A 21,957-nucleotide genomic window follows, 5' to 3' on the forward strand; every position below is an offset into this window, starting at 1 on the left:
AATTGATCCCGGTCGTTCGGCGATGAACGCAAGGGTGGATACTCCGCCTAAGCTAACTACTGACTTTCAACCCCCTCCGAGGAGTTTTGCCATGCTGCGTATTGCCATCAATGGATATGGACGTATCGGTCGCGCCGTCGTACGAGCGCTGTTCGAGCGTGGATTGCAGGATCGGGTACAGGTCGTTGCCATCAACGATTTGAGTGACCACCAGACGCTGGTGCATCTGACGCGCTTCGATTCGACCTTTGGTCGCTTCCCCGAGCCTGTAGAGCTGCAGGGTGAATCGATGGTGGTGCGTGGCCAGGCGATCCGGCTGCTGGCCGAGCGCGATGCGACCAAGCTGCCGTGGAAGGAGCTGAACGTCGACGTGGTGCTGGAGTGCACCGGCAAGTTCAAGAAACGCGCGCTGATCGAGCAGCATCTGCAGGCGGGTGCAGGTCGGGTATTTGCCTCCCATCCGCTGGACGGCGGCGACCTGACCGTGGTCTACGGCGTGAACCACCAACTGCTGGGCGATCAACGCGTCGTTTCCAACGCATCCTGCACCACCAATTGCCTGGCGCCGTTGGCCAAGGTGCTGCACGAAGCGGTCGGCATTCGTCAGGGACTGCTCAACACCGTGCACTCCTATACCAACGACCAGAACCTGCTGGACAAAGCGCACAGCGATCTCTATCGGGCTCGCGCCGCGGCTTTGTCGATGATTCCGTCCACCACTGGTGCCGCCAAGGCCATCGGCCTGGTATTACCGGAACTGGCTGGCCGCCTGGATGGACTGTCCGTGCGCGTGCCGACCCCGAATGTCTCGCTGGTCGACCTGACCTTTATCGCCGAAAACGCGCCGGAGAGCGTCGAGGCGATCAACCAGATTCTGCGTGAAGGCGCGCTGAAGATGCCGGCGGGCGTCATGGAGTGCAACGAAGAGGCGCTGGTGTCTTGCGACTTCAATGGTTATCCGGCGTCCTGCGTGGCCGACCTCAGCCAGACTCGCGTGCAGGGCGAGCTGGTCAAGGTGATGGCCTGGTACGACAACGAGTGGGGCTTCTCCAACCGCATGCTCGATGTGCTGCTGCATTGGGACGCAATGTCGGCTGCCTGATGAGCGAAGCCGATAGACCGGGCGAGGGGCAGGGGCTATGGCAACTGCCTCTCGCGCAATTTCGTCACTCCGTTGCCGAGCGCGCCTTGCCCGGCTGCGGTGCGGTTACCGCGGTCACGGCTGACTTGGCCGTGGCGCTGATCGTCAAGGCACTACGGGTCAGCGCTTCGCATGGCGATGCCTCATGCGCCACGCTGCTGGCCGAAGCCCGCTCGCTGCTTGGTCGTCCCGGTGCCTTCGCCGATGACGATGTGGCGGTCTTTTCCGAATATCTGAAGGGCGACGAGGGCCAGACGCCGGGCCTGTCACGACAGGCCTGTGCGGTGCCGCTGGCGACGGCACATGCCTGCGTCGAGGCGCTGAGTATCGCCGAGCGCGCCAGGCCAATGGTCGAGTCCTCGCTGCGCTGTGATATCGAGGCGGCGGTGCTGTTGCTGGGTGCTTGCGTCGAGGCCGCACTGCTCAATGTCGAAGCCGATATGAATGGGTTGGACGCCCCGGCGCAAGCCGAGCTGCTGTCGGCCTGTGCGCATCTGCGTCAACGAGCGAGCCTGAGCGGCCATCGCCTGACTTCGCGATAACTTCACTAATTCTCGGCTACCGATGATGCAGCCTGAGACGGTATGTCTCGTTTCAGGTTGACGGCGGCTGCCTGCCCTACCTACTCTGCATCAATAGTGAGACATAAAATCTCAAAATAAGAAGCTGCCAGCTCGTCAGGCAGTCCATTTTCGGAGAGTGCCCATGAGTCATCGCATCGTTCTGCCGCGCCTGATGGAAGTCGGCGCCGGCGCCAGCCAGCAACTCGCTCGCGTGTTGAAGGAGCTGGGCTGCAATCGCCCGCTGATCGTCACCGACCGCATGATGGTCGAGCTGGGCTATGTCGCCCGTATCGCCGGTCAGCTGGAAGAGGCCGGCATCGCCAGCCAGTGCTTCGCCGATACCCTGCCTGAACCGACCGCTGCTTCGATTCGAGCGGGCGTGGAAATGGTCCGCGAAGGCGATTTCGATTCCATCGTCGCCCTCGGCGGCGGCAGCCCGATCGATTCGGCCAAGGCCATCGGCATACTCGGCAAGTTCGGCGGCGAGATGCGCGACTACCGCTTCCCGCGTGACGTCAGCGAAGCCGGCCTGCCGCTGATCGCCATCCCCACCACCGCCGGCACCGGCTCGGAGGCGACGCGCTTCACCATCATCACCGATGAGACCAGCGACGAGAAAATGCTCTGCGCGGGTCTCGGCTTCATGCCCATCGCCGCGCTGATCGACTACGAGCTGACCCTCTCGCTGCCGCCGCGGGTCACCGCCGACACCGGCATCGACGCGCTGACCCACGCCATCGAGGCCTATGTCAGCCGCAAGGCCAGCCTCTACAGCGATGCCCAGGCGCTGGAAGCCATGCGTCTGCTGGCGCCGAACCTGCGCGAGGCCTTCAATGAGCCGGGCAACCGCGCCGCGCGCGAGGCGATGATGCTCGGCGCGACCCTGGCCGGGATCGCCTTCTCCAACGCCTCGGTGGCGCTGGTGCACGGCATGAGCCGGCCGATCGGTGCCTTCTTCCATGTGCCGCATGGGTTGTCCAACGCCATGCTGCTGCCGGCGATCACCGCCTTCTCGATTCCCGCAGCGCCCGAGCGTTACGCCGACTGCGCGCGGGCGATGGGCGTCGCCGCGCAGACCGACAGCGTCGAGACGGCGAACGACAAGCTGCTCGCCGAACTGCGCGCGATCAATCAGGAGCTGCAAGTGCCGAGTCCGGAGCAATTCGGCATAACCCGCGAACGCTTCTTCGAGCTGCGCGAAACCATGGCCCGGCAGGCGCTGGCCTCCGGCTCGCCGGGCAACAACCCGCGCGTGCCCACGGAAGCGGAAATCATCGACCTCTACGAAACCGTCTGGAACCAGGAGTGAAGCCATGCAGACCCTCGGCAATCTGATCAACAACGAGGCCGTCGCCGGCCGCTCCGAGCGCCACGCCACCGTCTACAACCCGGCCACCGGCGAGCCGCGGCTGTACGTTTCGCTGTCCTCAGCAGACGAAACCCGCGAGGCCATCGCCGCCGCCCAAGCCGCCTTCGAAGGCTGGTCGAAGACCCCGCCGTTGGTGCGCGCGCGGGTCATGTTCCGCTTCAAGGAACTGCTCGAACGTCGCCGCGACGACGTCGCCCGGCTGATCACCAGCGAGCACGGCAAGGTGTTTTCAGACGCCCAGGGCGAAGTGACCCGCGGGCTGGAAGTGGTCGAGTTCGCCTGCGGCATCCCGCACCTGCTCAAGGGCGAGTTCTCTTCCAATGTCGGCCGCGACATCGACTCCAACTCGCTGATGCAGCCGCTCGGCGTCTGCGTCGGCATCACCCCGTTCAACTTCCCGGCGATGGTGCCGTTGTGGATGCTGCCGGTGGCCATCGCCTGCGGGAATACCTTCGTGCTCAAGCCCTCGGAAAAGGACCCCAGCGCGACCATGCTGCTCGGCGAGCTGCTGGCCGAAGCCGGGCTGCCGGCCGGCGTGCTGAACATCGTCAACGGCGACAAGGAAGCGGTGGACGTGTTGCTCACCGACGAGCGCGTGCAATCGGTGAGCTTCGTCGGCTCGACACCGATCGCCGAGTACATCTATGCAACCGCGTCGGCCCACGGCAAGCGCTGCCAGGCGCTGGGCGGGGCGAAGAACCACATGGTGGTGATGCCCGACGCCGATCCGCAACAGGTCGTCAGCTCGCTGATCGGTGCCGCCTATGGCTCGGCGGGCGAGCGCTGCATGGCGATCTCCGTGGCGGTGTGCGTCGGCGACGAGGTGGCTGACAAGCTGGTCGAGATGCTCAAAGCTGAAATCAGCCAGATGCGTACCGGCCCGGGTCTGGGCGTCGAGCCCGAGCCGCACATGGGCCCGCTGGTGACCCGCGAGCACCAGCAGAAGGTCAGCGGCTACATCGATCTGGGCGTGGAGGAGGGTGCAACGCTGGTCTGCGACGGTCGCGGCATCCAGGTCGAGGGTCATGAGAACGGCTTCTATGTCGGCCCGACGCTGTTCGACCGAGTGACGCCGAGCATGCGTATCTATCAGGAAGAAATCTTCGGCCCGGTGCTGGCGGTGGTGCGGGTGAAGCGCTTCGACGAGGCGCTGCAGCTGATCAACGACCACGAGTACGGCAACGGTACTTCGATCTTCACCCGTGACGGCGACACCGCGCGGCAGTTCGAGGAGAACGTCAGGGTCGGCATGGTCGGCGTCAACGTGCCGATTCCGGTGCCGATGGCGTTCCACTGCTTCGGCGGCTGGAAGCGCTCGGTGTTCGGCCCGCTGAACATGCACGGCCCGGATGGGGTGCGCTTCTTCACCCGGATGAAGACCGTAACGAGGCGCTGGCCCACCGGTATCCGAGCTGGGGCCGAGTTCGCCATGCCGACCATGAAGTAATCCGCGCGGCACCGTTGCACAGACGGTGCCGGTCGCTACACTCGTGCGCGCCCTGCGGGGCGCTCATCTCATCGAACCACAAGGCAGACGATGCGCAGTACTCCCCGCGAGAAAGGCTCTTCCATTACCCGCGTGCTGGAAATCATCGAGGCGGTAGCGGCGGCGAAGGAGCCGCTCAGCCCGACCGCGCTTGCCGAACGCCTGGACATTCCCAAGGCCAGTGCGCACCGGCTGGTGCAGACGCTGGAGAAGGAAGGCTTCCTGCAGTTCGGCCTGCGCGGTGGGCTGTTGCCGGGCGAGCGTCTTCACGTCGCGGCGCTGAACATCCTGCGCAGCAGCCGGCACAAGGCATTGCGCCAGGCTATCCTGCGCCAGCTCTCCGAAGCCATCGGCGAGACCTGCGGGCTGGCGATCCCGGATGGCCTGGACATGCTCTATTTCGACCGGGTGCAGACCAACTGGCCGCTGCAGATCAACCTGCCAATCGGCAGCCACACGCCGCTCTGGTGCACCGCCAGCGGCAAACTCTACCTCGCTTCGCTGCCGCCAGAGCAGCTGGAGCGGGTGCTGCCGCGCCTGCCGCTGCAGCGCATGGCGCGCAACACCATTACTGACCTTAGCGCGCTGCGCGATGACGTCGCGCGCGTGCGTGAAGAGCAGCTGGGCACCGATTCCGAAGAATTCATCGACGGCATGGTCGCCTGTGCCGTGCCGGTGCGTGATGCCAACGGCGAGCTGCTGGCCTGCCTGTTCAGCCACGCGCCGGTGATCCGCTGTTCGATGGCGCAGCTGCTGGAGTTCGTGCCGCGTCTGCGTGCGGCGGCGAGTGAACTGGAAGCGGTGCTCGGCAGCGCGGCGGCGCTGGAGGCCAATCAGATCACGTAGAACAGAATCGCGATGAAGTGCAGCAGACTGCCAACCATCACGAAGATGTGCCAGATGCCGTGCCAATGGCGGAAACGATCGTCGAAGACGAAGAACACGATACCCACCGTGTAGCAGATGCCGCCGGCCAGTAGCCAGGCGAAGCCGGCACCGCCGAGCGCCGCCAGCAGCGGCTTGACGGCCACCAGCACGATCCAGCCCATCACCGCATAGATCACCAGTGACAGCACTCGCGCCTCGGAGCGCGGCTTGATCTCCTGCAGCATGCCGATCACCGCCAGGCCCCAGACGATGCCGAACAGCGTCCAGCCCCATGCGCCGGCCAGGGTGACCAGGCAGAACGGCGTATAGCTGCCGGCAATCAGCAGATAGATCGACAGGTGATCGAGCTTGCGCATCACAACCTTCGCTTGCCCGCGCAGGCTGTGGTACAGCGTCGAGATGCTGTAGAGCAGGATGAGACTGAGGCCGTAGATCGCCACGCTGACGATCTTCGCCAGCTCGCCATCCAGCGCAGCGAGCACCAGCAGCCAAATGGCGCCCAGACAGGCCAGCAGCGCACCGACCAGATGCGTCCAGGCGTTGAAGCGTTCACCGTGGTACATCGAATCCCTCCAGAAACCGCAATCGGCAAAGCATGCCGCGGTTGGGTTACGGGATACAAACAGATCAGTGGAAGTTGCTTGGAGTTCAGGCGCAGAGCGGTGTCAGTCTTATGGACTTTTGCCGTTATTCGGCCTGATTCGCCGCGAGGGCGCGCCTCCCACGGGGAGCAATGTGCATTGATTGCCTGTTGTGGCGGCCTCGGGGCGTACTCCAGCAAGTGAGCGATGTGCGCAGTTCTTTGCGTGGGAGGCCCGACCTCGCATCGCCGCGAGGGCGCGCCTCCCACGGGAAACGATGTGCACAGAGTGTCTGTGCGTGGGGACGGGCCCCAGGCTGCGCCTCCAGCAGGCAGTGTGCACAGGCCGCTTTCGTGGGAGGCCCGCCCTCGGGGCGAAGCTCTTCAGGCGTCTACTCCGTAGCTTCGCCTGCCGCGGCTGTTCTCAGCGCTTGAGCATCGCCCGCATCGCCGCCAGGGCGTCGTTGCCGCGAGCAGCCTTGACCTCCACTGGTGCATCTTCCTGACCTTCCCAGACCAGATCCTCTGGGGGCAGTTCGTCGAGGAAGCGGCTCGGTGTGCAGTCGATCACCTCTCCGTACTGCTTGCGCTTGGCAGCGAAGGTCAGTGCCAGGTTGCGCTTGGCGCGGGTGATGCCGACATAGGCCAGGCGTCGCTCTTCTTCGATGGTGTCCGCTTCGATGCTGGAGCGGTGGGGCAGAATCTCTTCCTCGAAGCCGATGATGTACACCGAGGGGAATTCCAGTCCCTTGGAGGCGTGCATGGTCATCATCTGCACGCCATCGGCACCTTCCTCCTCTTCCTGCTGACGCTCGAGCATGTCGCGCAGCACCAGCTTGCCGATGGCGTCCTCGATGGTCATGTCGCCGTCTTCGTCCTTGTCCAGCGTGCTTTTCAGCGCGTCGACGAGGAACCAGACATTGCCCATGCGCGCGTCAGCCACCTTGTCGCTGGAGGCGTTCTGCCGCAGCCAGTTCTCGTAGTCGATATCCATCACCATGCTGCGGATGGCGGCGATCGGCTCGTTGACCACGCACTGTTCGCGCACGCCATCCATCCAGCGCTTGAAGCGCGCCAGGCGGTCGGTGTATCGGCTGTCCAGATGCGTACCGAGGCCGATCTCGTCGGCAGCGGCGTACATCGAGATACCGCGTTCACTGGCGTAGTTGCCGAGCTTCTCCAGCGTAGTGGAGCCGATCTCGCGGCGCGGCACGTTGATCACCCGCAGGAAGGCGTTGTCATCGTCCGGATTGACCAGCAGGCGGAAGTAGCTCATCAGATCCTTCACTTCCTGGCGGGCGAAGAAGCTGGTGCCGCCGGAAAGGCGATAGGGGATTTGGTGGTGCTGCAGCTTCAGCTCCATCAGCTTGGCCTGGTAGTTGCCGCGGTAGAGGATGGCGAAGTCGCTGTAGGGGCGCTGGGTGCGCAGGTGCTCGGTGAGGATCTCCAGCGCCACGCGTTCGCATTCGGCGTCCTCGTTGCGCGTGCGGATCACGCGGATCTCGTCGCCTACGCCCATCTCCGACCACAACTGCTTTTCGAACACATGCGGGTTGTTGGCGATGAGGATGTTGGCGCACTTGAGGATGCGGCTGGTGGAGCGGTAGTTCTGCTCCAGCATCACCACTTTCAGGGACGGATAGTCCTCTTTCAGCAGCATCAGGTTTTCCGGACGCGCGCCGCGCCAGGCGTAGATCGACTGGTCGTCGTCACCGACCACGGTGAACTGGTTGCGCATGCCCACCAGTAGCTTCACCAGCAGATACTGGCTGGCGTTGGTGTCCTGGTATTCGTCGACCAGCAGGTAGCGGATGCGGTTTTGCCACTTCTCCAGGATGTCGGCGTGCTCCTGAAACAGCTTCACGGGCAGCAGGATCAGGTCGTTGAAGTCCACCGCGTTGTACGCCTTGAGCGTGCGCTGGTAGTGCAGGTAGACGATGGCGGCGGTCTGCTCCTTGGGGTTGCGCGCGTTGGCCAGGGCCTCGTCGGGCAGGATCAGGTCGTTCTTCCAGCTGTCGATGTAGTTCTTGATCTCGTCCGCACCGTCATCGCCGGAGTATTCCTTCTGCATGATGTCGGTGAGCAGCGCCTTGATGTCGCCGTCATCGAAGATCGAGAAACCGGGCTTGTAGCCCATCCGCGCGTATTCCTTGCGGATGATGTTCATGCCCAGGTTGTGGAAGGTGGACACGGTCAGGCCGCGCGCCTCGGCGCCCTTGAGCAGGCTGCCGACGCGCTCCTTCATTTCGCGCGCGGCCTTGTTGGTGAAGGTCATGGCGACGATGTGGCGGGCTTGGATGCCGCAGTTCTGCACCAGGTGCGCGATCTTGCGGGTAATCACGCTGGTCTTGCCGGAACCGGCGCCGGCGAGCACCAGCATGGGGCCGCCGACGTAGTTCACGGCTTCCTGCTGCCGAGGATTGAGTCGGGACATGTCGTTCAGGTCGTTTGAAGCGGGGGCGGGAGTTTAACAGGCTGATGTGGTGATGCAGTTCGGTTGCGCACGCAATAAAACGCCGGTCGTCGCGCATGGGGCTTGGCTAACAGGAATAATCGATTAGTCTTGTGCGGCGCTGCAGGATGCAGAGGCTGGTGGCAGAGGGAACGTGCTGGAATCTGGGGCGTTCGCGCCTTCCAACCTATCGAGTCCGGAGGCCGCTTGCCAGCGCCCGTCCAATCCATGCCGCTGCTGCTGTTGGCTGATCGACCCGAGTGGGCCGAGCGGCTGCGCGCCTGCCTGCAGGGCTCGCCCAATCCTGAGCGGCTGATCGTCGCGGCGGATTGGGATAAGGCCGGCGAATACCTCGACGCGCCCTGTCTGCTACTGGCGACACCGCAGTGCCGCCCAGCGGTGGGTCGCTGCCCCTGGCCGCTGATCCTGCTGCTCGACGAGGAGCCATCAGACACTCCGGAAGGCGCAGTCGACTGGCTGGTGGCCGATCAGCTGAGCGCCGAGGTGCTGCGGCGCTGTCTGCGTTACGTGCGCGAGCGTTGCAACCTGCAGGGCACCTTGCAGCGGCTTGCCGAGCAGGACCCGCACACCGGCATCGTCAACCGTCAGGGCTTCCAGGCACTGCTGCTCAATGCGCTGGCCGAGCACCAGGGCCAGGGACTGGTGTTGGGATATCTGGATCTGGATAACTTTCGCCACGTCAATGACGCGCTTGGCCATCAGGCAGGGGACCGACTGATTCTGCAAGTGGTGGCGCGGCTCAAGGCGCAGCTGGAGGTCGGCGACATGCTGGCGCGGCTCGGTGGCGATGAGTTTGCCCTGCTGCTCGATACCCGCGACGAACCGGAGCGCGCCGTAGCGGTTGCCGATCGGCTGGTCGAGGCCTTGGCCGAGCCCTATTGGGTGGAGGGTGAAAGCCTGATGCTTGGCTGCAGTCTCGGGCTGGCGCGCGTCTGCAGGGGTATCGGTGCTGACCCGCTGCTGTGGCACGCGCAGATCGCCATGCGCCAGGCGAAGGCGAGTCAGGGCTGCACCTGGTGCTATTACGACGAACAGTCCAGCCGCAGCGCGCGCAGCCTGGCCGACCAAGAGGGCGAGCTGCGTCGTGCACTACGCCGCGGGGAGCTGGAGCTGCACTACCAGCCTCGTCTGTGCCTGAAAACCGGACGCATCGTCGGACTCGAAGCCCTGGTGCGCTGGCTGCATCCCGAACGAGGTCTGCTGGCACCGGACGCCTTCATCCCCATGGCCGAGGAGAGTGGGCTGATCGTGCCGCTGGGCTATTGGGTGATCGCCCGTGCTTTGCGCGATCTGCAAAGCCTGCACGACGGCGGTGCGGGCTCACTGCACATGGCCATCAATCTGTCGTTTCGCCAGTTCCAGGACAGCCAGTTGCTGCCGACGCTCAACCGCTTGATCGACGAGCGCGGGATTGATCCGCATTGGCTGGAATTCGAACTCACCGAAACCGCTGTAATGCGTCGTAGCGAGCAGGTGCAGACCGCCATGCATGCCCTCGGGAAACTGGGCGTGCGCTTTTCGCTTGACGATTTTGGCACCGGTTTCTCCTCGTTCGTGCATCTCTCCAGCCTGCCTATCACGCTGCTGAAGATCGACAAGAGCTTCGTCGCCGACATGACGGCCCGCCCGGAAAAATTGCAGTTGGTGCAGGCGATGATCGGCCTGGCTCATAACCTCGACCTGGAAGTGGTCGCGGAGGGGGTGGAGGTCGTCGCTCAGCTTGAACTGCTGCGCCAATTTGGTGCGCAGCAGGCTCAGGGGTTTCTGATCAGCCAGCCATTGCCATTGCCCGAGCTGATCGACTTCATGCGAGCCGAGCGCGCCAGAGCCTGCTGATCGCCCCCTGCGGGCGAATCGGCAGGTTGGCGTCGAGCCGCTTTAGCGGACCATGTGCAGGAAGTGCATGTGCTTTTCATACTGGCCGAGGATGTCGCTGATCACATCTTCTCGGCTCCAGCCCATGACGTCGTAATCCTGCCCGCCTTCCTTGAGGTGCACTTCGGCGCGGAAGTACTTGCGCTCCTCGCGTTCGTCGTCCTCGCTGCTGGCGACGAAGCTTGGCATGGCATAGGCGCGTGGGCGCACCTCATAGATGAAGTCCGGCTCGCCGTCGTGGATGATTTCGAAGCGCAAGCGGCGATCTTCGCCTTCGCTGATCTCAACGACGTATCCCTGCTTGCGCATCTCCTCGGCGATTGCCTCGCAAGCCGGGTGCACCACTTCGGCGATGAAGCGCACTACATGGGCGCGCCGCGGGAATAGCATCAGAGTGCGCAGGCGGCGCTGCCAGCCGCCGGGGCTGCGTGGTGCGTTGGGCGAGGTACTCAGCGCCTGGTAGCGCAGCCCCTGTTTGGTGGCGTCCAGACGCAGCGCCTTGAGCAGGCCCCACATCGAGCAGAGCAGGGCGATAGTGAAGGGCAGGGCGCTGGCAATCGTCGCCGTCTGCAGGGCAGTCAAGCCATCGGCGAGCAGCAGGGCAATGGCCACGCCCCCCATGGAGACGGCCCAGAAGATTCGCTGCCACACCGGAGTGCCTTGCCGGCCGCCCGAGGCGAGCATATCCACCACCAGTGCGCCGGAGTCCGCCGAGGTGACGAAGAACACCACCACCATGATGATGGCGATCACCGAAATGAACGCCGAGAAGGGAAAGTGCTCGAGGAAGGCGAACAGGGCTAGCGAGCTGTCCTGCTCGATGGCTTCTCCAAGGCTGGTCACGTGCTCCCAGAGGATCATATGGATGGCCGTGTCACCGAACACTGTCATCCACATCAGGGTGAACGCGGTAGGCACCAGCAGCACGCCGGTGACGAACTCACGGATCGTCCGGCCACGCGAAATGCGCGCGATGAACAGCCCGACGAAGGGCGACCAGGCCAGCCACCAGCCCCAGTAGAACAGCGTCCAGCCGCCGATCCAGTCGTTCGGCTCGTAGGCGTAGAGGTTGAAAGTCTTGTCGACGATGTCCGACAGGTAGCTGCCGGTGTTCTGTACGAAGGTCTGCAGAATGAACACCGTTGGCCCGGCCACAAGCACCATCAACATGAGCAGCACGGCCAGCGTCAGGTTCAGCTCGGAGAGCCGTCGCACGCCTTTGTCCAGCCCGGTCACCACCGAAATCGTGGCCAGCAGCGTGGTAGCCATGATCAGGCCGATCTGTACCGGTACCGAAACTGGCAGCCCGTAGAGATGGTTCAGCCCGGTGTTGATCTGGGTAACGCCCAGGCCCAGTGACGTAGCGACGCCCAAGACTGTGCCGATGATGGCGAAGATGTCCACGGCATGGCCGATCGGCCCGTAGATGCGCTCGCCGATCAGTGGGTAGAGCGCCGAACGCAGCGTCAGCGGCAGGCCGTGACGATAGGCGAAGTAAGCCAGGATCATCGCCACGATGGCGTAGATCGACCAGGCATGCAGGCCCCAGTGGAAGAAGGTGATCTTCATCGCTTCGCGCGCGGCGAGCGTGGTGCCGCCCTCACCGGTGGGTGGCGAGAGGAAGTGCATTACCGGCTCGGCAACGCCGAAGAACATCAGGCCGATGCCCATGCCGGCGGAGAACAGCATGGCGAACCAGGTCAGCGCGCTGTAGTCCGGCTCGCTGTGGTCCGGACCTAGCTTGATGTCGCCATATCGGCTGAAGGCCAGTAGCACCACCATCAGCAGAATCAGCGCGACAGCGAGGATGTACAGCCAGCTGACGTTGGCAATGATCCATGCCTGCGTATCGCCGAACAGCGTCTGGGCGTGGCTCTGAAAGGCCACGCTGTAGATCACCAACGCCAGGATGATGGCCGCCGAGCCGTAGAAGACCGGGGGGTTGATTTGAGAGGACGAGGGCTTTTTTGCCTCCATGCTGCGCTCCTTCGGGTTATGTCTGGGGAGTGGCCGCCTGTGGCGAAAGCCAGCCAACTTAACACAGACCGCGAAGGGCGCCGGTTGTCCGCGGCCGATTTACGCGAGCCAGAGCCCGCGCCAGAGTGGCTCAGGCCTGGCTGCCAGGCCGATATTGCAGCGCTTCGGCGAGGTGCTGACGGCTGATGCGCTCGGCCTGTTCCAGATCGGCGAGAGTGCGCGCTACCTTGAGCAGGCGGTGCGCGGCACGCAGGGACAGCGCGAGGCGTTCACAGGCGCGCTCCAGCCAGGCCTGATCCTCAGCCGTCAGTTGGCAGTGATTGCGCAGGCCCGAAAGGTCGAGGAAGGCATTGGCACAACCCTGGCGGACCTGCTGCAGCTGTCGCGCCTGTGCCACTTGAGCGGCCAGCACGGCGCTGCTCTGGCCGGCTTGAGGCGGTGCGTTGAGCGCCGTGGCTTCACGTGCGACGGTCAGGTGCAGGTCGATGCGGTCGAGCAGGGGGCCGGAGAGCTTGTTGCGGTAGCGCTGTATCTGGTCCGGCGTGCAGCGGCAGCGTCCGTTGGGGTCGCCGAGATAACCGCACGGGCAGGGATTCATTGCCGCCACCAGCTGAAAGCGTGCCGGAAAGCGCACCTTGTCGCGCGCTCGGGCAATCACGATATGACCCGACTCCAGCGGCTCGCGCAGGACTTCAAGCACCTTACGATCGAACTCCGGCAGCTCGTCGAGAAACAAGACGCCCTGGTGCGCCAACGTGATTTCGCCTGGCTGTGGGCGGCTGCCGCCACCGACCAGTGCGGGGCCGGATGCACTGTGATGGGGCTGGCGAAACGGACGCTGCGGCCAATGTTCAAGCGGGCTGTGGCTGGCCACCGAATGGATGGCGGCCACCTCCAGCGCTTCCTGTTCGTCCAGCGGCGGCAGCAGGCCGGGCAACCGGCTGGCCAGCAGCGTCTTGCCGGTGCCTGGTGGTCCGGAAAACAGCAGGTTGTGCGCGCCAGCCGCGGCGATCAGCAAACCGCGCTTGGCCGCCTGCTGGCCTTGCACATCGCCCAGGTCCGGATAGGGCTGGATCTGTCGCAGCAGGCCCTGAGCAGCATAGGGTTCGAGAGGTGTGACGCCGTTGAAGTGTGCCGCGACCTCAAGCAAATGCTCGGCGGCATAGACGGTCAAGCCTGAAGCCAGGCTGGCTTCCTCGGCATTGGCCCGTGGCACCAGCAGCGCGCGGCCTGCGGCGCGCGCGGCAAGCGCTGCCGGTAGGACGCCTCGAACCGGACGCAATGCGCCGGACAGTGCCAGCTCGCCGAGGCACTCCAGGCTGTCGAGGCGTTCGGCAGGCAACTGGCCGCTGGCGGCGAGAATGCCGAGGGCAATGGACAGGTCGAAACGACCGCCATCCTTGGGAAGGTCGGCAGGGGCGAGGTTGAGCGTGATGCGGCGAGGCGGGAAATCGAAGCCGGAGGTAAGAATCGCGCTGCGCACGCGGTCCTTGCTCTCCTTGACTGCGGTTTCCGGCAGGCCGACCAGCGTGAGCGCCGGCAGACCGTTAGCAAGATGGGCTTCCACGGTCACTGGCGGTGCTTCCACACCGACCTGCGCGCGGCTATGAACTATGGCCAGGGACATTCGATCACTCCTTTGATCGTGTCGCGGCCCGGCCTGTCAGGGCGCGGGCGGCGTGAGCTTCTCTTCCAGTTCGGCGACCTTGGCCTCAAGCGCCTCCAGGCGCGCGCGGGTGCGGGCAAGCACGACCATCTGGCTGTCGAATTCATCGCGGCTGACTACATCGAGCTTGCTCAGTGCGCTTTGCACCACACCCTTGAGCTGGGCTTCGAACTCGCCACGCGGTAGCGGCGTCTCGCCGTTGAACAGGCGTGAGGCCTGGGAGCCGATGGCATCTAGAAAAGCTTTTGGCGGCAGCATTGAAAACACCTGTCTTTGGACAGGGCGCAGTGTAGCACGGTGCTTTTTGTGTCTTTCTGGCAAGGCGTGCACAGAAAATGAGCAGGAGGTAGTGCGTCTAGGCACTGTTTTGGTGCGCTGGCTGGGTGTAACCGTCCGTCGGCCGCTCCCGTTGCGCTTAAACCCCTTGAAAATCGGGGCTTGCAGAAAGCTGGCATCGATTCTGCTTTGTCCGTAGCGACGCATGCACCACAGGGTTGCGGTGCATGGGCGATTCGAGACGCTTTGTCGGAGAGGTTGGTGGTGTCGGTTAGCTGCTCAGGTTCAGCCGGAGCGTTACAAGAGCCAGACACTGAGCTTAGACTTGAGCCGGGTTCGTACTTCTGGGGCAAGTCCACCTAAAACGGGAGAAGTTTTCATGAAACTAGTCACTGCCATCATCAAGCCGTTCAAGCTGGACGACGTGCGCGAGTCGCTGTCGGAAATTGGCGTACAGGGCATCACCGTTACCGAAGTAAAAGGCTTCGGTCGTCAGAAGGGTCACACCGAGCTGTACCGCGGTGCCGAATACGTCGTCGACTTCCTGCCAAAGGTCAAGATCGACGTGGCCATCGCTGACGATCAGCTTGATCGCGTCATCGAGGCCATCACCAAGGCCGCCAACACCGGCAAGATCGGGGACGGCAAGATCTTCGTAGTCAACCTGGAACAGGCCATCCGCATCCGTACCGGCGAAACCGATACCGACGCGATTTAAGCAGCACCTCCGAACCCCCACGCCCCAGGAGTAAAACCATGACTCTGCGAAAATTCGCAGGGCTAGGAGCCCTTTTGTCTCTGATAAGTCCAGGCCTGGCCCTGGCGCAAGAGGCAACGCTGGATTCAGGCGACACGGCATGGATGCTCACGGCCACTGCGCTGGTGCTGTTCATGACCATCCCTGGGCTGGCGCTGTTCTACGGCGGCATGGTCCGCTCGAAGAACATTCTCTCGGTGATGATGCAGTGCTTTGCGGTCACCGGCCTGATGAGCATCCTCTGGATGGTCTATGGCTACAGCCTCGCTTTCGACACCACGGGTATGGAAGCTGGGGTTACCAACTTCAACTCTTTCGTCGGCGGTCTGGATCGCGCTTTCCTCAGCGGCCTGACGCCCGATAGCCTGGTTGGCGCATTCCCTGAAAGCGTCTTCATCACCTTCCAGATGACCTTCGCCATCATCACTCCGGCGCTCATCGTCGGTGCCTTCGCCGAACGCATGAAGTTCTCCGCGATGCTGGTGTTCACGGGCATCTGGTTCACGCTGGTCTATGCGCCCATCGCGCACATGGTCTGGGGCGGCGACGGCGGTCTGATGTGGGACTGGGGCGTCCTCGACTTCGCTGGCGGCACCGTGGTGCACATCAATGCCGGTATCGCCGGCCTGGTGGCCTGCCTGGTGCTAGGCAAGCGCAAGGGCTACCCGACCACGCCAATGGCGCCGCATAACCTAGGCCTGACGCTGGTTGGTGCCGCGATGCTTTGGGTCGGCTGGTTCGGCTTCAATGCAGGCTCGGCTATAGCGGCGAACGGTACTGCCGGCATGGCCATGCTGGTCACCCAGATCGCTACTGCAGCCGCAGCGTTGGGCTGGATGTTCGCCGAGTGGATCGGTCACGGCAAACCGAGCGCGCTGGGAATAGCCTCTGGCGTGGTGGCGGGCCTGGTAGCCATCACTCCGGCCGCCGGCACCGTGGGCCCGATGGGCGCACTGGTCATCGGCCTGGTTTCCGGAGTGGTCTGCTTCTTCTGCGCCACCAGCCTGAAACGCAAGCTCGGCTACGACGATTCGCTGGATGCCTTCGGCGTGCACGGCATTGGCGGCATCGTCGGAGCGTTGCTCACCGGCATCTTCGCTGCACCCATGCTGGGCGGTTTCGGCGAAGTGGAGAACATCGGCCTGCAACTGTGGATTCAGTTCAAGGGCGTGCTCTTCACCGTGGTGTACACCGGCATCGTCACCTACCTGATCCTCAAGGCGATCGATCTGGTGATGGGGCTGCGGGTCAACGAGGAGCAGGAAACCATTGGCCTCGACCTCAGCCTGCACAACGAGCGTGGCTACAACCTGTAATCCATTCAGGGCACCCCGGAGCCAACCCCGGGGCCAATCGCAGGACCAACGCAGGCCTTCGAAGCAGCATGCGATGGCCTGCGGACCGAACAGCGCAGACAGCGCGACAGCAAGAGGTGACACATGGATAGCACTGCATTGATACCCGTCCAGTACGGACTCGATACCTTCTACTTCGTGATTTGCGGAGCGCTGGTGATGTGGATGGCGGCGGGTTTCGCCATGCTCGAAGCCGGTCTGGTCCGGGCGAAGAATACCGCCGAAATTCTCACCAAGAACATCGTGCTCTACGCTCTGGCGTCGATCATGTATCTGCTGGTCGGCTACTACATCATGTACTCCAGCCCTGAGGGCGGCATCTTCCCCAGCCTGGGTTTCCTGATCGGTGACGAGCATGCGGCCGACCTGGTCGCCGCTGGCGGTGAGGATGCGCCTTACTATTCCGCCCGTGCCGACTTCTTCTTCCAGATCGTGTTCGCCGCGACCTGCATGTCGGTGGTATCCGGTGCGGTGGCCGAGCGCATGAAGCTGTGGGCCTTCATCGCCTTCGCCGTGGTGATGACCGGCTTTATTTACCCGGTTCAGGGCTTCTGGAAGTGGGGCGGTGGTTTCCTCGACGCGGCTGGCTTCCTCGACTTCGCCGGCTCCGGCATCGTGCACATGGCTGGCGCGGCTGCGGCTCTGGCGGGTGTCCTGCTACTCGGTGCGCGCAAGGGTAAATACGGTCCGAATGGGCAGATCAACGCCATTCCCGGTGCCAACATGCCGATGGCGACCCTAGGCGCCTTCATCCTGTGGATGGGCTGGTTCGGCTTCAACGGTGGCTCGCAGCTGAAGATGAGCACCATCGAAGACGCCAATGCTGTGGCTCAGGTCTTCGTCAACACCAATATGGGTGCTGCTGGCGGCCTGATCGCTGCCCTGATCACCGCACGCCTGCTGTTTGGCAAGTCCGACCTGACCATGGTCCTCAACGGCGCTCTGGCTGGCCTGGTGGCGATTACCGCAGAGCCGCTGACGCCGAGTGCATTGCAGGCGACGCTGATCGGCGGAGTGGGTGGTGTGCTGGTGGTCTTCAGCATCCTCGGTCTGGACAAGCTCAAGCTCGATGACCCGGTCGGAGCTATCTCCGTGCACGGTGTCGCCGGCATGTGGGGCCTGCTGGCCGTGCCGCTGACCAACGCCGATGCCACATTCGGTGCACAACTGCTGGGACTGGTGTCGATCTTCCTCTGGGTGTTCATCGCCAGCCTGATCGTCTGGGGCATCATCAAGGCAGTGATGGGCCTGCGCGTCAGCGAAGAGGAAGAATACGAGGGCGTGGACGTGGTCGAATGCGGTCTGGAAGCCTATCCGGAGTTCACTCGCCAGTAACTATTCGGTGATACATGACAAGGGCGCCTTTTGGCGCCCTTTGTTTTTTTTTGCGTCACGCTAGAATGCGCGCGACCAGCCGTTGAACATGAGCCTTTCGAACATGTGGCAACAGACCCTGATCACCTTGCGCGCGCGTCCACGGGGCTTTCATCTCGTCACCGACGAGCTGCTCGACGCATTGCCGGAACTGCGGCGATGTCAGGTCGGTCTGTTACACCTGTGGCTGCGGCATACCTCGGCGTCGCTGACGGTCAACGAGAATGCCGATACAGCGGTTCGGCGAGATTTCGAGCGCTTCTTCAATCGCCTGGTGCCGCAGGGTGAGGGAGGCTACGAGCATGATTACGAAGGACCGGACGATCTGCCTGCGCATTTCAAGGCCAGTCTGCTTGGCTGCCAGCTGAGCCTGCCGGTCAGTGATGGCCGACTGGCACTGGGTACTTGGCAGGGCATCTATCTCGGAGAGCACCGCGACCAAGGTGGAGCGCGGCAGATAGTGGCGACGCTGCACGGGACGGCAAGTTGAATTTTTTTTGGCGATGTCGGTCTTTCCGCATCGCTGGGCTATAACTTACTCCGCTTTGGCAAGGCCATGAGGTTGAACATGAGCGACGAAGAACTAGAACAAGACGATCTGGACGTTAGCGACGAGGAGGACGGGGAGGACCTGGCCGCGGCCGACGACGGCGACGATAGCCTCGACGACGAAGGCACCGACAGCGAGCGTGCCACGCCGGCCAAGAAGGCCAAGGCCAAGGCCGTCGAGCCTGACGAGCTGCCAAGCCTGGAAGCCAAGCAGAAGGAGCGCGAGGCATTGGCGCGGGCCATGGAAGAGTTTCTGGCGCGTGGTGGCCAAGTGCAGGAGGTCGAACCCAACGTGGTCGCCGATCCGCCGAAGAAGCCGGACAGCAAGTACGGCAGCCGCCCTATCTGAGCAAGAACGAAACAAGACAAAGCCCGCCATCATGCGGGCTTTGTCTTGTTGGCGGCCTTTGTTGGGTGTTTAGGATTCGCGCCAGCCGAGCAGCAGCTTGGGCAGCTCGGCCAGGCTCTGGATTTGCGCGTCGGGATGGTAGTCGTGCGGCCAGGCAACGCGCTTGGGGTTGAACCAGATCGCCCGCAGACCAGCCTGTTGTGCTCCGGCGATATCGTCCAGGGCGTGATCGCCAATGTGCACGGCTTGTTCCGGGCGGGCATGACCCAGCCGTAGCGCCTGCTGGAACGGGTGGGGGTCCGGCTTGCCAACGCCCAGTTCCTCGGCGCACAGCGTGAATTGGAAATAGTCGGCCAGGCCCAGGCGGCGCACGTCGGCATTGCCGTTGGTGATCACGCCGAGGGTGTAGTGATTGGCGAGAAATTCCAGCGTGGGCTGCACGTCTGGGAAAATCTGCACCTCATGGCGCGCATCGAGAAATACCTGAAAGGCCCGCTCGGCCAGCTGGTCCGCTTCATCGGCGGGATAGCCGGCGTCGTGCAGCGCGTGCTGCAGGATGCGTCGGCGCAGCTCGCTGATACGGTGGCGCAGCGCCGGGTCCTGTTCGATCAGCATGCGGCGGATCGCGCCGAGGGCTTCGACGGGAAATTCGCCCAGGCGCGGTGCATGCACGCCCAGCCAGTCGCGCAGCGCAGTTTCGGCACTCTGGATGGCTGGCGTGGTTTCCCAGAAGGTGTCGTCCAGGTCGAAGGTGATCAGGCGGATGCTCATGTGTCAGTGTCCTGCTTGCGCTTGGCGCGCGGATGCGCCTGATCGTAGACCTTGGCCAAGTGCTGAAAGTCCAGGTGGGTGTAGATCTGCGTGGTGCCGATGTCAGCGTGACCGAGCAGCTCCTGCACAGAGCGCAGATCCTGAGACGACTCCAGCAGGTGACTGGCGAAGCTGTGACGCAGCATGTGCGGATGCAGATGTTGGCCGAGTTCGCGCACGCCGGCCTGGCGTACTCGCAATTGAACGGCCCGCGCACCTAAGCGGCGGCCCTGCTGACCGATGAATACCGCGCCGTCGGCCGGATTGGCCAGTGCGCGCATTGGCAACCAGGCTTGCAGCGCCTCGCGCGCCTTGCGCCCCACTGGCAGCTCTCTCACCTTGTTGCCCTTGCCGAGTACCCTCACCATGCCTGCGGCCAGGTCGAGCTGGTCGAGATTGAGGCCAACCAACTCCGACAGGCGCAGGCCGGATGAGTAGAAAAGCTCGAGCATGGCCTGATCACGAAGGGCGATGAAATCGTCCTCGACGCCACCATCGAGCAGCTGCATGGCGCGATCGGTATCCAGCAGTCGCGGCAGGCGGCGTTCACCCTTTGGCGCGGACAGACCGGCGGCCGGATCGTGCTCGCATAGCCCTTCCTGATTGAGATAGCGATACAAGCCACGGACCGATGAAAGCAGGCGCGCCAGGCTACGGCTGGACTGACCCTGGCGGTGCAGTTCCCCGACCAGTTGGCGCAGATGCCGGCCTTGCAGCGCGCGCCAGTCGGCGATGTGCTCGCGTTCGCAATAGGCCAGCAATTTGTTGAGATCGCGACGGTAGCCGTCCAGCGAGTGCGCTGACAGCTGCCGGGCACTGCGCAGGTATTCGAAGTAGGCGTCGAGAGCGGTTGCAAGCGTCAAGCTTCATGCTCCAAGGGAAGGCCTCCGGTCTTGGCTGCTGGCCTGTCCCGGCAGCCTGAAGCGTGCGGCTTATAGCTGCCTTCAGCGAACCGAGCGCAGCGGCGTGCCGAAGCGCGGCAGCACGCGGGTCAGCACCTCGGCGATATAGCCGAGGAACAGCGTGCCCAGCGAGCTCTTGTAGTGTTGCGGGTCCGGGCTGCCGATGGCCAGAACACCGAGCTGATTGTTCAGGCTGACCACTGCGGCAGAGCCTACATTGCCGCTGTCTTCGGCGCCAAACAGAAAGCTCAGCTCATGTGGGCGCAGCACGCCGCAGATGGTCTTGCCGCCGTCGAGCAGTCCGCCGATGCTCTGCTGTGCTTCGCCTGTGCTGACGCAGCGGCCCACCGGCAGCGTTGCGTCGCTGAACAGGATCAGGCTGACGTAGGGCACTTGGAATTCATGGCGCAGGCTGTCTTCCACTGCGCTGACCACTTCTTCCAGGCTGCTGGCATCGAGCAGGTCGAGCACCAGTCGGCGGGTCTTGTCGAACAGGCGGTCGTTGTCGCGTGCCACATCCATCAGCTGCGACAGGCGGTGGCGCATCTCGATGTTGCGCTCGCGCAGCAGCTTGACCTGACGCTCCACCAGCGACACCGCAGTGCCCGGCTGATGGGGAATGCGCAACTCCGGGATCAGCTCGTCGTGATCGACGAAGAATTCCGGATGGGCGCGCAGGTAGGCGGCGACGGCTTCGGCGTCGGGTAGCGGCATGCTGCCCTGGGTCTGGTCGGTCATAGGCGAACCTGTCCTTCAAATACACGAACGGCGGGGCCGGTCATCATAACCGGCTGTCCGGGGCCTGCCCATTCGATGGACAGACGGCCGCCGGGCAGGTCGATCTGCACGGGCGAATCCATCCAGCCCTGACGAATGGCGGCAACTGCGGCGGCGCATGCGCCGGTGCCGCAGGCCTGGGTCTCACCGGCGCCGCGTTCCCATACGCGCAGGCGCGCATGGCGGCGGTCAACGACCTGGAGGAAGCCGGCGTTGACCCGTTGTGGAAAACGCGGGTGATGTTCGATCTTTGGCCCCAACTCGTGCACCGGCGCCTGCTCGACGCAGTCGACACGCAGCACTGCATGGGGATTGCCCATCGACACGGCGGCCAGCTCGACGTACTGGCCATCGACGTCGAGCGGGTAGCTCAGGGCTTCCTGCTCCGCCTGGAACGGAATCTCGGCCGGTACCAGTCGCGGCGGGCCCATGTCGACGCGGATCTGTCCATCCGGGCGGATATCCAGCTCGATGATGCCGCCCCTGGTTTCCACCTTCATCTTGCGTTTGACGGTCAGGCGCTTGTCGACCACGAAGCGGGCGAAGCAGCGCGCGCCGTTACCGCATTGCTCCACTTCCGAACCGTCGGAATTGAAGATGCGATAGCGGAAATCCACGTCCGGATTCTGCGGCGGCTCGACGATCAGCAGCTGATCGAAGCCGACGCCGGTATGGCGATCGCCCCACTGCTTGGCGTGCTTGGGCTGGATGTGCGCGTGCTGGCTGACCAAGTCGATGACCATGAAGTCGTTGCCCAGACCGTGCATCTTGGTAAAGCGCAGAAGCATGA

20 protein-coding genes are annotated in these 21,957 nt (G+C 63.6%); 11 read left to right on the forward strand and 9 right to left on the reverse strand.

The annotated features are described in order from the left end of the window. The first annotated feature begins 91 nt into the window (after nt 1-91). From gap to CXK91_RS09600, 5 genes are all read left to right on the forward strand, one after another. Complete coding sequence (gene gap / locus CXK91_RS09580) at nt 92-1,102, forward strand: type I glyceraldehyde-3-phosphate dehydrogenase (RefSeq protein WP_103455918.1); 1,011 nt, start codon at nt 92-94, stop codon at nt 1,100-1,102. Continuing rightward, entirely contained in the window at nt 1,102-1,683 is a 582-nt protein-coding gene (locus tag CXK91_RS09585; RefSeq protein WP_103455919.1) for a cyclodeaminase/cyclohydrolase family protein, read from the forward strand. Before gap ends, CXK91_RS09585 begins: the two co-directional genes overlap by 1 nt. Before the next feature lie 163 nt (nt 1,684-1,846). Next, the gene (locus CXK91_RS09590) at nt 1,847-3,013 is read left to right on the forward strand and encodes an iron-containing alcohol dehydrogenase (protein ID WP_103455920.1); all 1,167 of its coding nucleotides are present in this window, start codon (nt 1,847-1,849) and stop codon (nt 3,011-3,013) included. A 4-nt stretch (nt 3,014-3,017) separates the two neighbouring features. Continuing rightward, nucleotides 3,018-4,520: a CoA-acylating methylmalonate-semialdehyde dehydrogenase gene (locus tag CXK91_RS09595; RefSeq protein ID WP_103455921.1), complete on the forward strand. Its 1,503-nt coding sequence runs from the start codon at nt 3,018-3,020 to the stop codon at nt 4,518-4,520. Nucleotides 4,521-4,610: 90 nt separating this feature from the next. Beyond that, the gene (locus CXK91_RS09600; protein ID WP_103455922.1) at nt 4,611-5,405 is read left to right on the forward strand and encodes an IclR family transcriptional regulator; all 795 of its coding nucleotides are present in this window, start codon (nt 4,611-4,613) and stop codon (nt 5,403-5,405) included. Here the strand turns inward: CXK91_RS09600 and trhA are convergent. Both trhA and rep read right to left on the reverse strand, forming a co-directional pair. After that, complete coding sequence (gene trhA, locus CXK91_RS09605; protein WP_103455923.1) at nt 5,393-6,010, reverse strand: PAQR family membrane homeostasis protein TrhA; 618 nt, start codon at nt 6,008-6,010, stop codon at nt 5,393-5,395. The genes CXK91_RS09600 and trhA overlap by 13 nt on opposite strands. Before the next feature lie 441 nt (nt 6,011-6,451). Then, on the reverse strand, nt 6,452-8,461 hold the full coding sequence (gene rep / locus CXK91_RS09610; RefSeq protein WP_103455924.1) for a DNA helicase Rep: 2,010 nt from the start codon (nt 8,459-8,461) through the stop codon (nt 6,452-6,454). 246 nt (nt 8,462-8,707) lie between these two features. On the opposite strand from rep, the gene CXK91_RS09615 reads away from it, so the two are divergent. Next, the gene (locus CXK91_RS09615) at nt 8,708-10,336 is read left to right on the forward strand and encodes a putative bifunctional diguanylate cyclase/phosphodiesterase (RefSeq protein ID WP_103455925.1); all 1,629 of its coding nucleotides are present in this window, start codon (nt 8,708-8,710) and stop codon (nt 10,334-10,336) included. 42 nt (nt 10,337-10,378) lie between these two features. Here the strand turns inward: CXK91_RS09615 and CXK91_RS09620 are convergent, their stop codons facing one another. The 3 genes from CXK91_RS09620 to CXK91_RS09630 form a co-directional block, all read right to left on the reverse strand. Then, entirely contained in the window at nt 10,379-12,352 is a 1,974-nt protein-coding gene (locus CXK91_RS09620; RefSeq protein ID WP_103455926.1) for a BCCT family transporter, read from the reverse strand. 130 nt (nt 12,353-12,482) lie between these two features. Continuing rightward, complete coding sequence (locus tag CXK91_RS09625) at nt 12,483-13,979, reverse strand: YifB family Mg chelatase-like AAA ATPase (RefSeq protein WP_103455927.1); 1,497 nt, start codon at nt 13,977-13,979, stop codon at nt 12,483-12,485. A gap of 36 nt (nt 13,980-14,015) precedes the next feature. Further along, nucleotides 14,016-14,276 (reverse strand): accessory factor UbiK family protein, encoded by a 261-nt coding sequence (locus CXK91_RS09630; RefSeq protein WP_103455928.1) that lies wholly within the window; start codon nt 14,274-14,276, stop codon nt 14,016-14,018. 397 nt (nt 14,277-14,673) lie between these two features. Between CXK91_RS09630 and glnK the strand changes: the two genes are divergently transcribed. From glnK to sutA, 5 genes are all read left to right on the forward strand, one after another. Beyond that, complete coding sequence (gene glnK / locus CXK91_RS09635) at nt 14,674-15,012, forward strand: P-II family nitrogen regulator (protein ID WP_003096476.1); 339 nt, start codon at nt 14,674-14,676, stop codon at nt 15,010-15,012. A gap of 38 nt (nt 15,013-15,050) precedes the next feature. Beyond that, a complete protein-coding gene (locus CXK91_RS09640) occupies nt 15,051-16,367 on the forward strand; it encodes an ammonium transporter (protein ID WP_103455929.1) in 1,317 nt (438 codons plus the stop codon). Between the two features lie 123 nt (nt 16,368-16,490). After that, nucleotides 16,491-17,741: an ammonium transporter gene (locus CXK91_RS09645; RefSeq protein WP_103455930.1), complete on the forward strand. Its 1,251-nt coding sequence runs from the start codon at nt 16,491-16,493 to the stop codon at nt 17,739-17,741. Nucleotides 17,742-17,844: 103 nt separating this feature from the next. Then, nucleotides 17,845-18,270 carry a secondary thiamine-phosphate synthase enzyme YjbQ gene (locus tag CXK91_RS09650; protein ID WP_103455931.1) on the forward strand — a complete coding sequence of 142 codons (426 nt, stop codon included), beginning with the start codon at nt 17,845-17,847 and terminating at the stop codon, nt 18,268-18,270. Between the two features lie 78 nt (nt 18,271-18,348). Beyond that, on the forward strand, nt 18,349-18,678 hold the full coding sequence (gene sutA, locus CXK91_RS09655) for a transcriptional regulator SutA (protein ID WP_103455932.1): 330 nt from the start codon (nt 18,349-18,351) through the stop codon (nt 18,676-18,678). Nucleotides 18,679-18,747: 69 nt separating this feature from the next. Here the strand turns inward: sutA and CXK91_RS09660 are convergent, their stop codons facing one another. The 4 genes from CXK91_RS09660 to dapF form a co-directional block, all read right to left on the reverse strand. Continuing rightward, nucleotides 18,748-19,449, reverse strand: a complete 702-nt coding sequence (locus CXK91_RS09660) for an HAD family hydrolase (RefSeq protein WP_103455933.1) — start codon at nt 19,447-19,449, stop codon at nt 18,748-18,750. After that, a complete protein-coding gene (gene xerC, locus CXK91_RS09665; protein ID WP_103455934.1) occupies nt 19,446-20,351 on the reverse strand; it encodes a tyrosine recombinase XerC in 906 nt (301 codons plus the stop codon). Before xerC ends, CXK91_RS09660 begins: the two co-directional genes overlap by 4 nt. Before the next feature lie 81 nt (nt 20,352-20,432). Further along, nucleotides 20,433-21,128, reverse strand: a complete 696-nt coding sequence (locus CXK91_RS09670; RefSeq protein WP_103455935.1) for a DUF484 family protein — start codon at nt 21,126-21,128, stop codon at nt 20,433-20,435. Then, nucleotides 21,125-21,955 carry a diaminopimelate epimerase gene (gene dapF, locus CXK91_RS09675; protein ID WP_103455936.1) on the reverse strand — a complete coding sequence of 277 codons (831 nt, stop codon included), beginning with the start codon at nt 21,953-21,955 and terminating at the stop codon, nt 21,125-21,127. The genes CXK91_RS09670 and dapF overlap by 4 nt, the downstream gene beginning before the upstream one ends. Nucleotides 21,956-21,957 lie beyond the last annotated feature (2 nt).

This window comes from Stutzerimonas stutzeri, assembly GCF_002909485.1.
GTDB lineage: Bacteria > Pseudomonadota > Gammaproteobacteria > Pseudomonadales > Pseudomonadaceae > Stutzerimonas > Stutzerimonas stutzeri_AH.

What these genes read in the sequence shown, in the direction of transcription:
- gap (WP_103455918.1), top strand. Translation starts at nt 92, where the DNA reads ATGCTGCGTATTGCCATCAATGGATATGGACGTATCGGTCGCGCCGTC.
- CXK91_RS09585 (WP_103455919.1), top strand. Translation starts at nt 1,102, where the DNA reads ATGAGCGAAGCCGATAGACCGGGCGAGGGGCAGGGGCTATGGCAACTG.
- CXK91_RS09590 (WP_103455920.1), top strand. Translation starts at nt 1,847, where the DNA reads ATGAGTCATCGCATCGTTCTGCCGCGCCTGATGGAAGTCGGCGCCGGC.
- CXK91_RS09595 (WP_103455921.1), top strand. Translation starts at nt 3,018, where the DNA reads ATGCAGACCCTCGGCAATCTGATCAACAACGAGGCCGTCGCCGGCCGC.
- CXK91_RS09600 (WP_103455922.1), top strand. Translation starts at nt 4,611, where the DNA reads ATGCGCAGTACTCCCCGCGAGAAAGGCTCTTCCATTACCCGCGTGCTG.
- trhA (WP_103455923.1), bottom strand. Translation starts at nt 6,010, where the DNA reads ATGTACCACGGTGAACGCTTCAACGCCTGGACGCATCTGGTCGGTGCG.
- rep (WP_103455924.1), bottom strand. Translation starts at nt 8,461, where the DNA reads ATGTCCCGACTCAATCCTCGGCAGCAGGAAGCCGTGAACTACGTCGGC.
- CXK91_RS09615 (WP_103455925.1), top strand. Translation starts at nt 8,708, where the DNA reads ATGCCGCTGCTGCTGTTGGCTGATCGACCCGAGTGGGCCGAGCGGCTG.
- CXK91_RS09620 (WP_103455926.1), bottom strand. Translation starts at nt 12,352, where the DNA reads ATGGAGGCAAAAAAGCCCTCGTCCTCTCAAATCAACCCCCCGGTCTTC.
- CXK91_RS09625 (WP_103455927.1), bottom strand. Translation starts at nt 13,979, where the DNA reads ATGTCCCTGGCCATAGTTCATAGCCGCGCGCAGGTCGGTGTGGAAGCA.
- CXK91_RS09630 (WP_103455928.1), bottom strand. Translation starts at nt 14,276, where the DNA reads ATGCTGCCGCCAAAAGCTTTTCTAGATGCCATCGGCTCCCAGGCCTCA.
- glnK (WP_003096476.1), top strand. Translation starts at nt 14,674, where the DNA reads ATGAAACTAGTCACTGCCATCATCAAGCCGTTCAAGCTGGACGACGTG.
- CXK91_RS09640 (WP_103455929.1), top strand. Translation starts at nt 15,051, where the DNA reads ATGACTCTGCGAAAATTCGCAGGGCTAGGAGCCCTTTTGTCTCTGATA.
- CXK91_RS09645 (WP_103455930.1), top strand. Translation starts at nt 16,491, where the DNA reads ATGGATAGCACTGCATTGATACCCGTCCAGTACGGACTCGATACCTTC.
- CXK91_RS09650 (WP_103455931.1), top strand. Translation starts at nt 17,845, where the DNA reads ATGTGGCAACAGACCCTGATCACCTTGCGCGCGCGTCCACGGGGCTTT.
- sutA (WP_103455932.1), top strand. Translation starts at nt 18,349, where the DNA reads ATGAGCGACGAAGAACTAGAACAAGACGATCTGGACGTTAGCGACGAG.
- CXK91_RS09660 (WP_103455933.1), bottom strand. Translation starts at nt 19,449, where the DNA reads ATGAGCATCCGCCTGATCACCTTCGACCTGGACGACACCTTCTGGGAA.
- CXK91_RS09670 (WP_103455935.1), bottom strand. Translation starts at nt 21,128, where the DNA reads ATGACCGACCAGACCCAGGGCAGCATGCCGCTACCCGACGCCGAAGCC.
- dapF (WP_103455936.1), bottom strand. Translation starts at nt 21,955, where the DNA reads ATGCTTCTGCGCTTTACCAAGATGCACGGTCTGGGCAACGACTTCATG.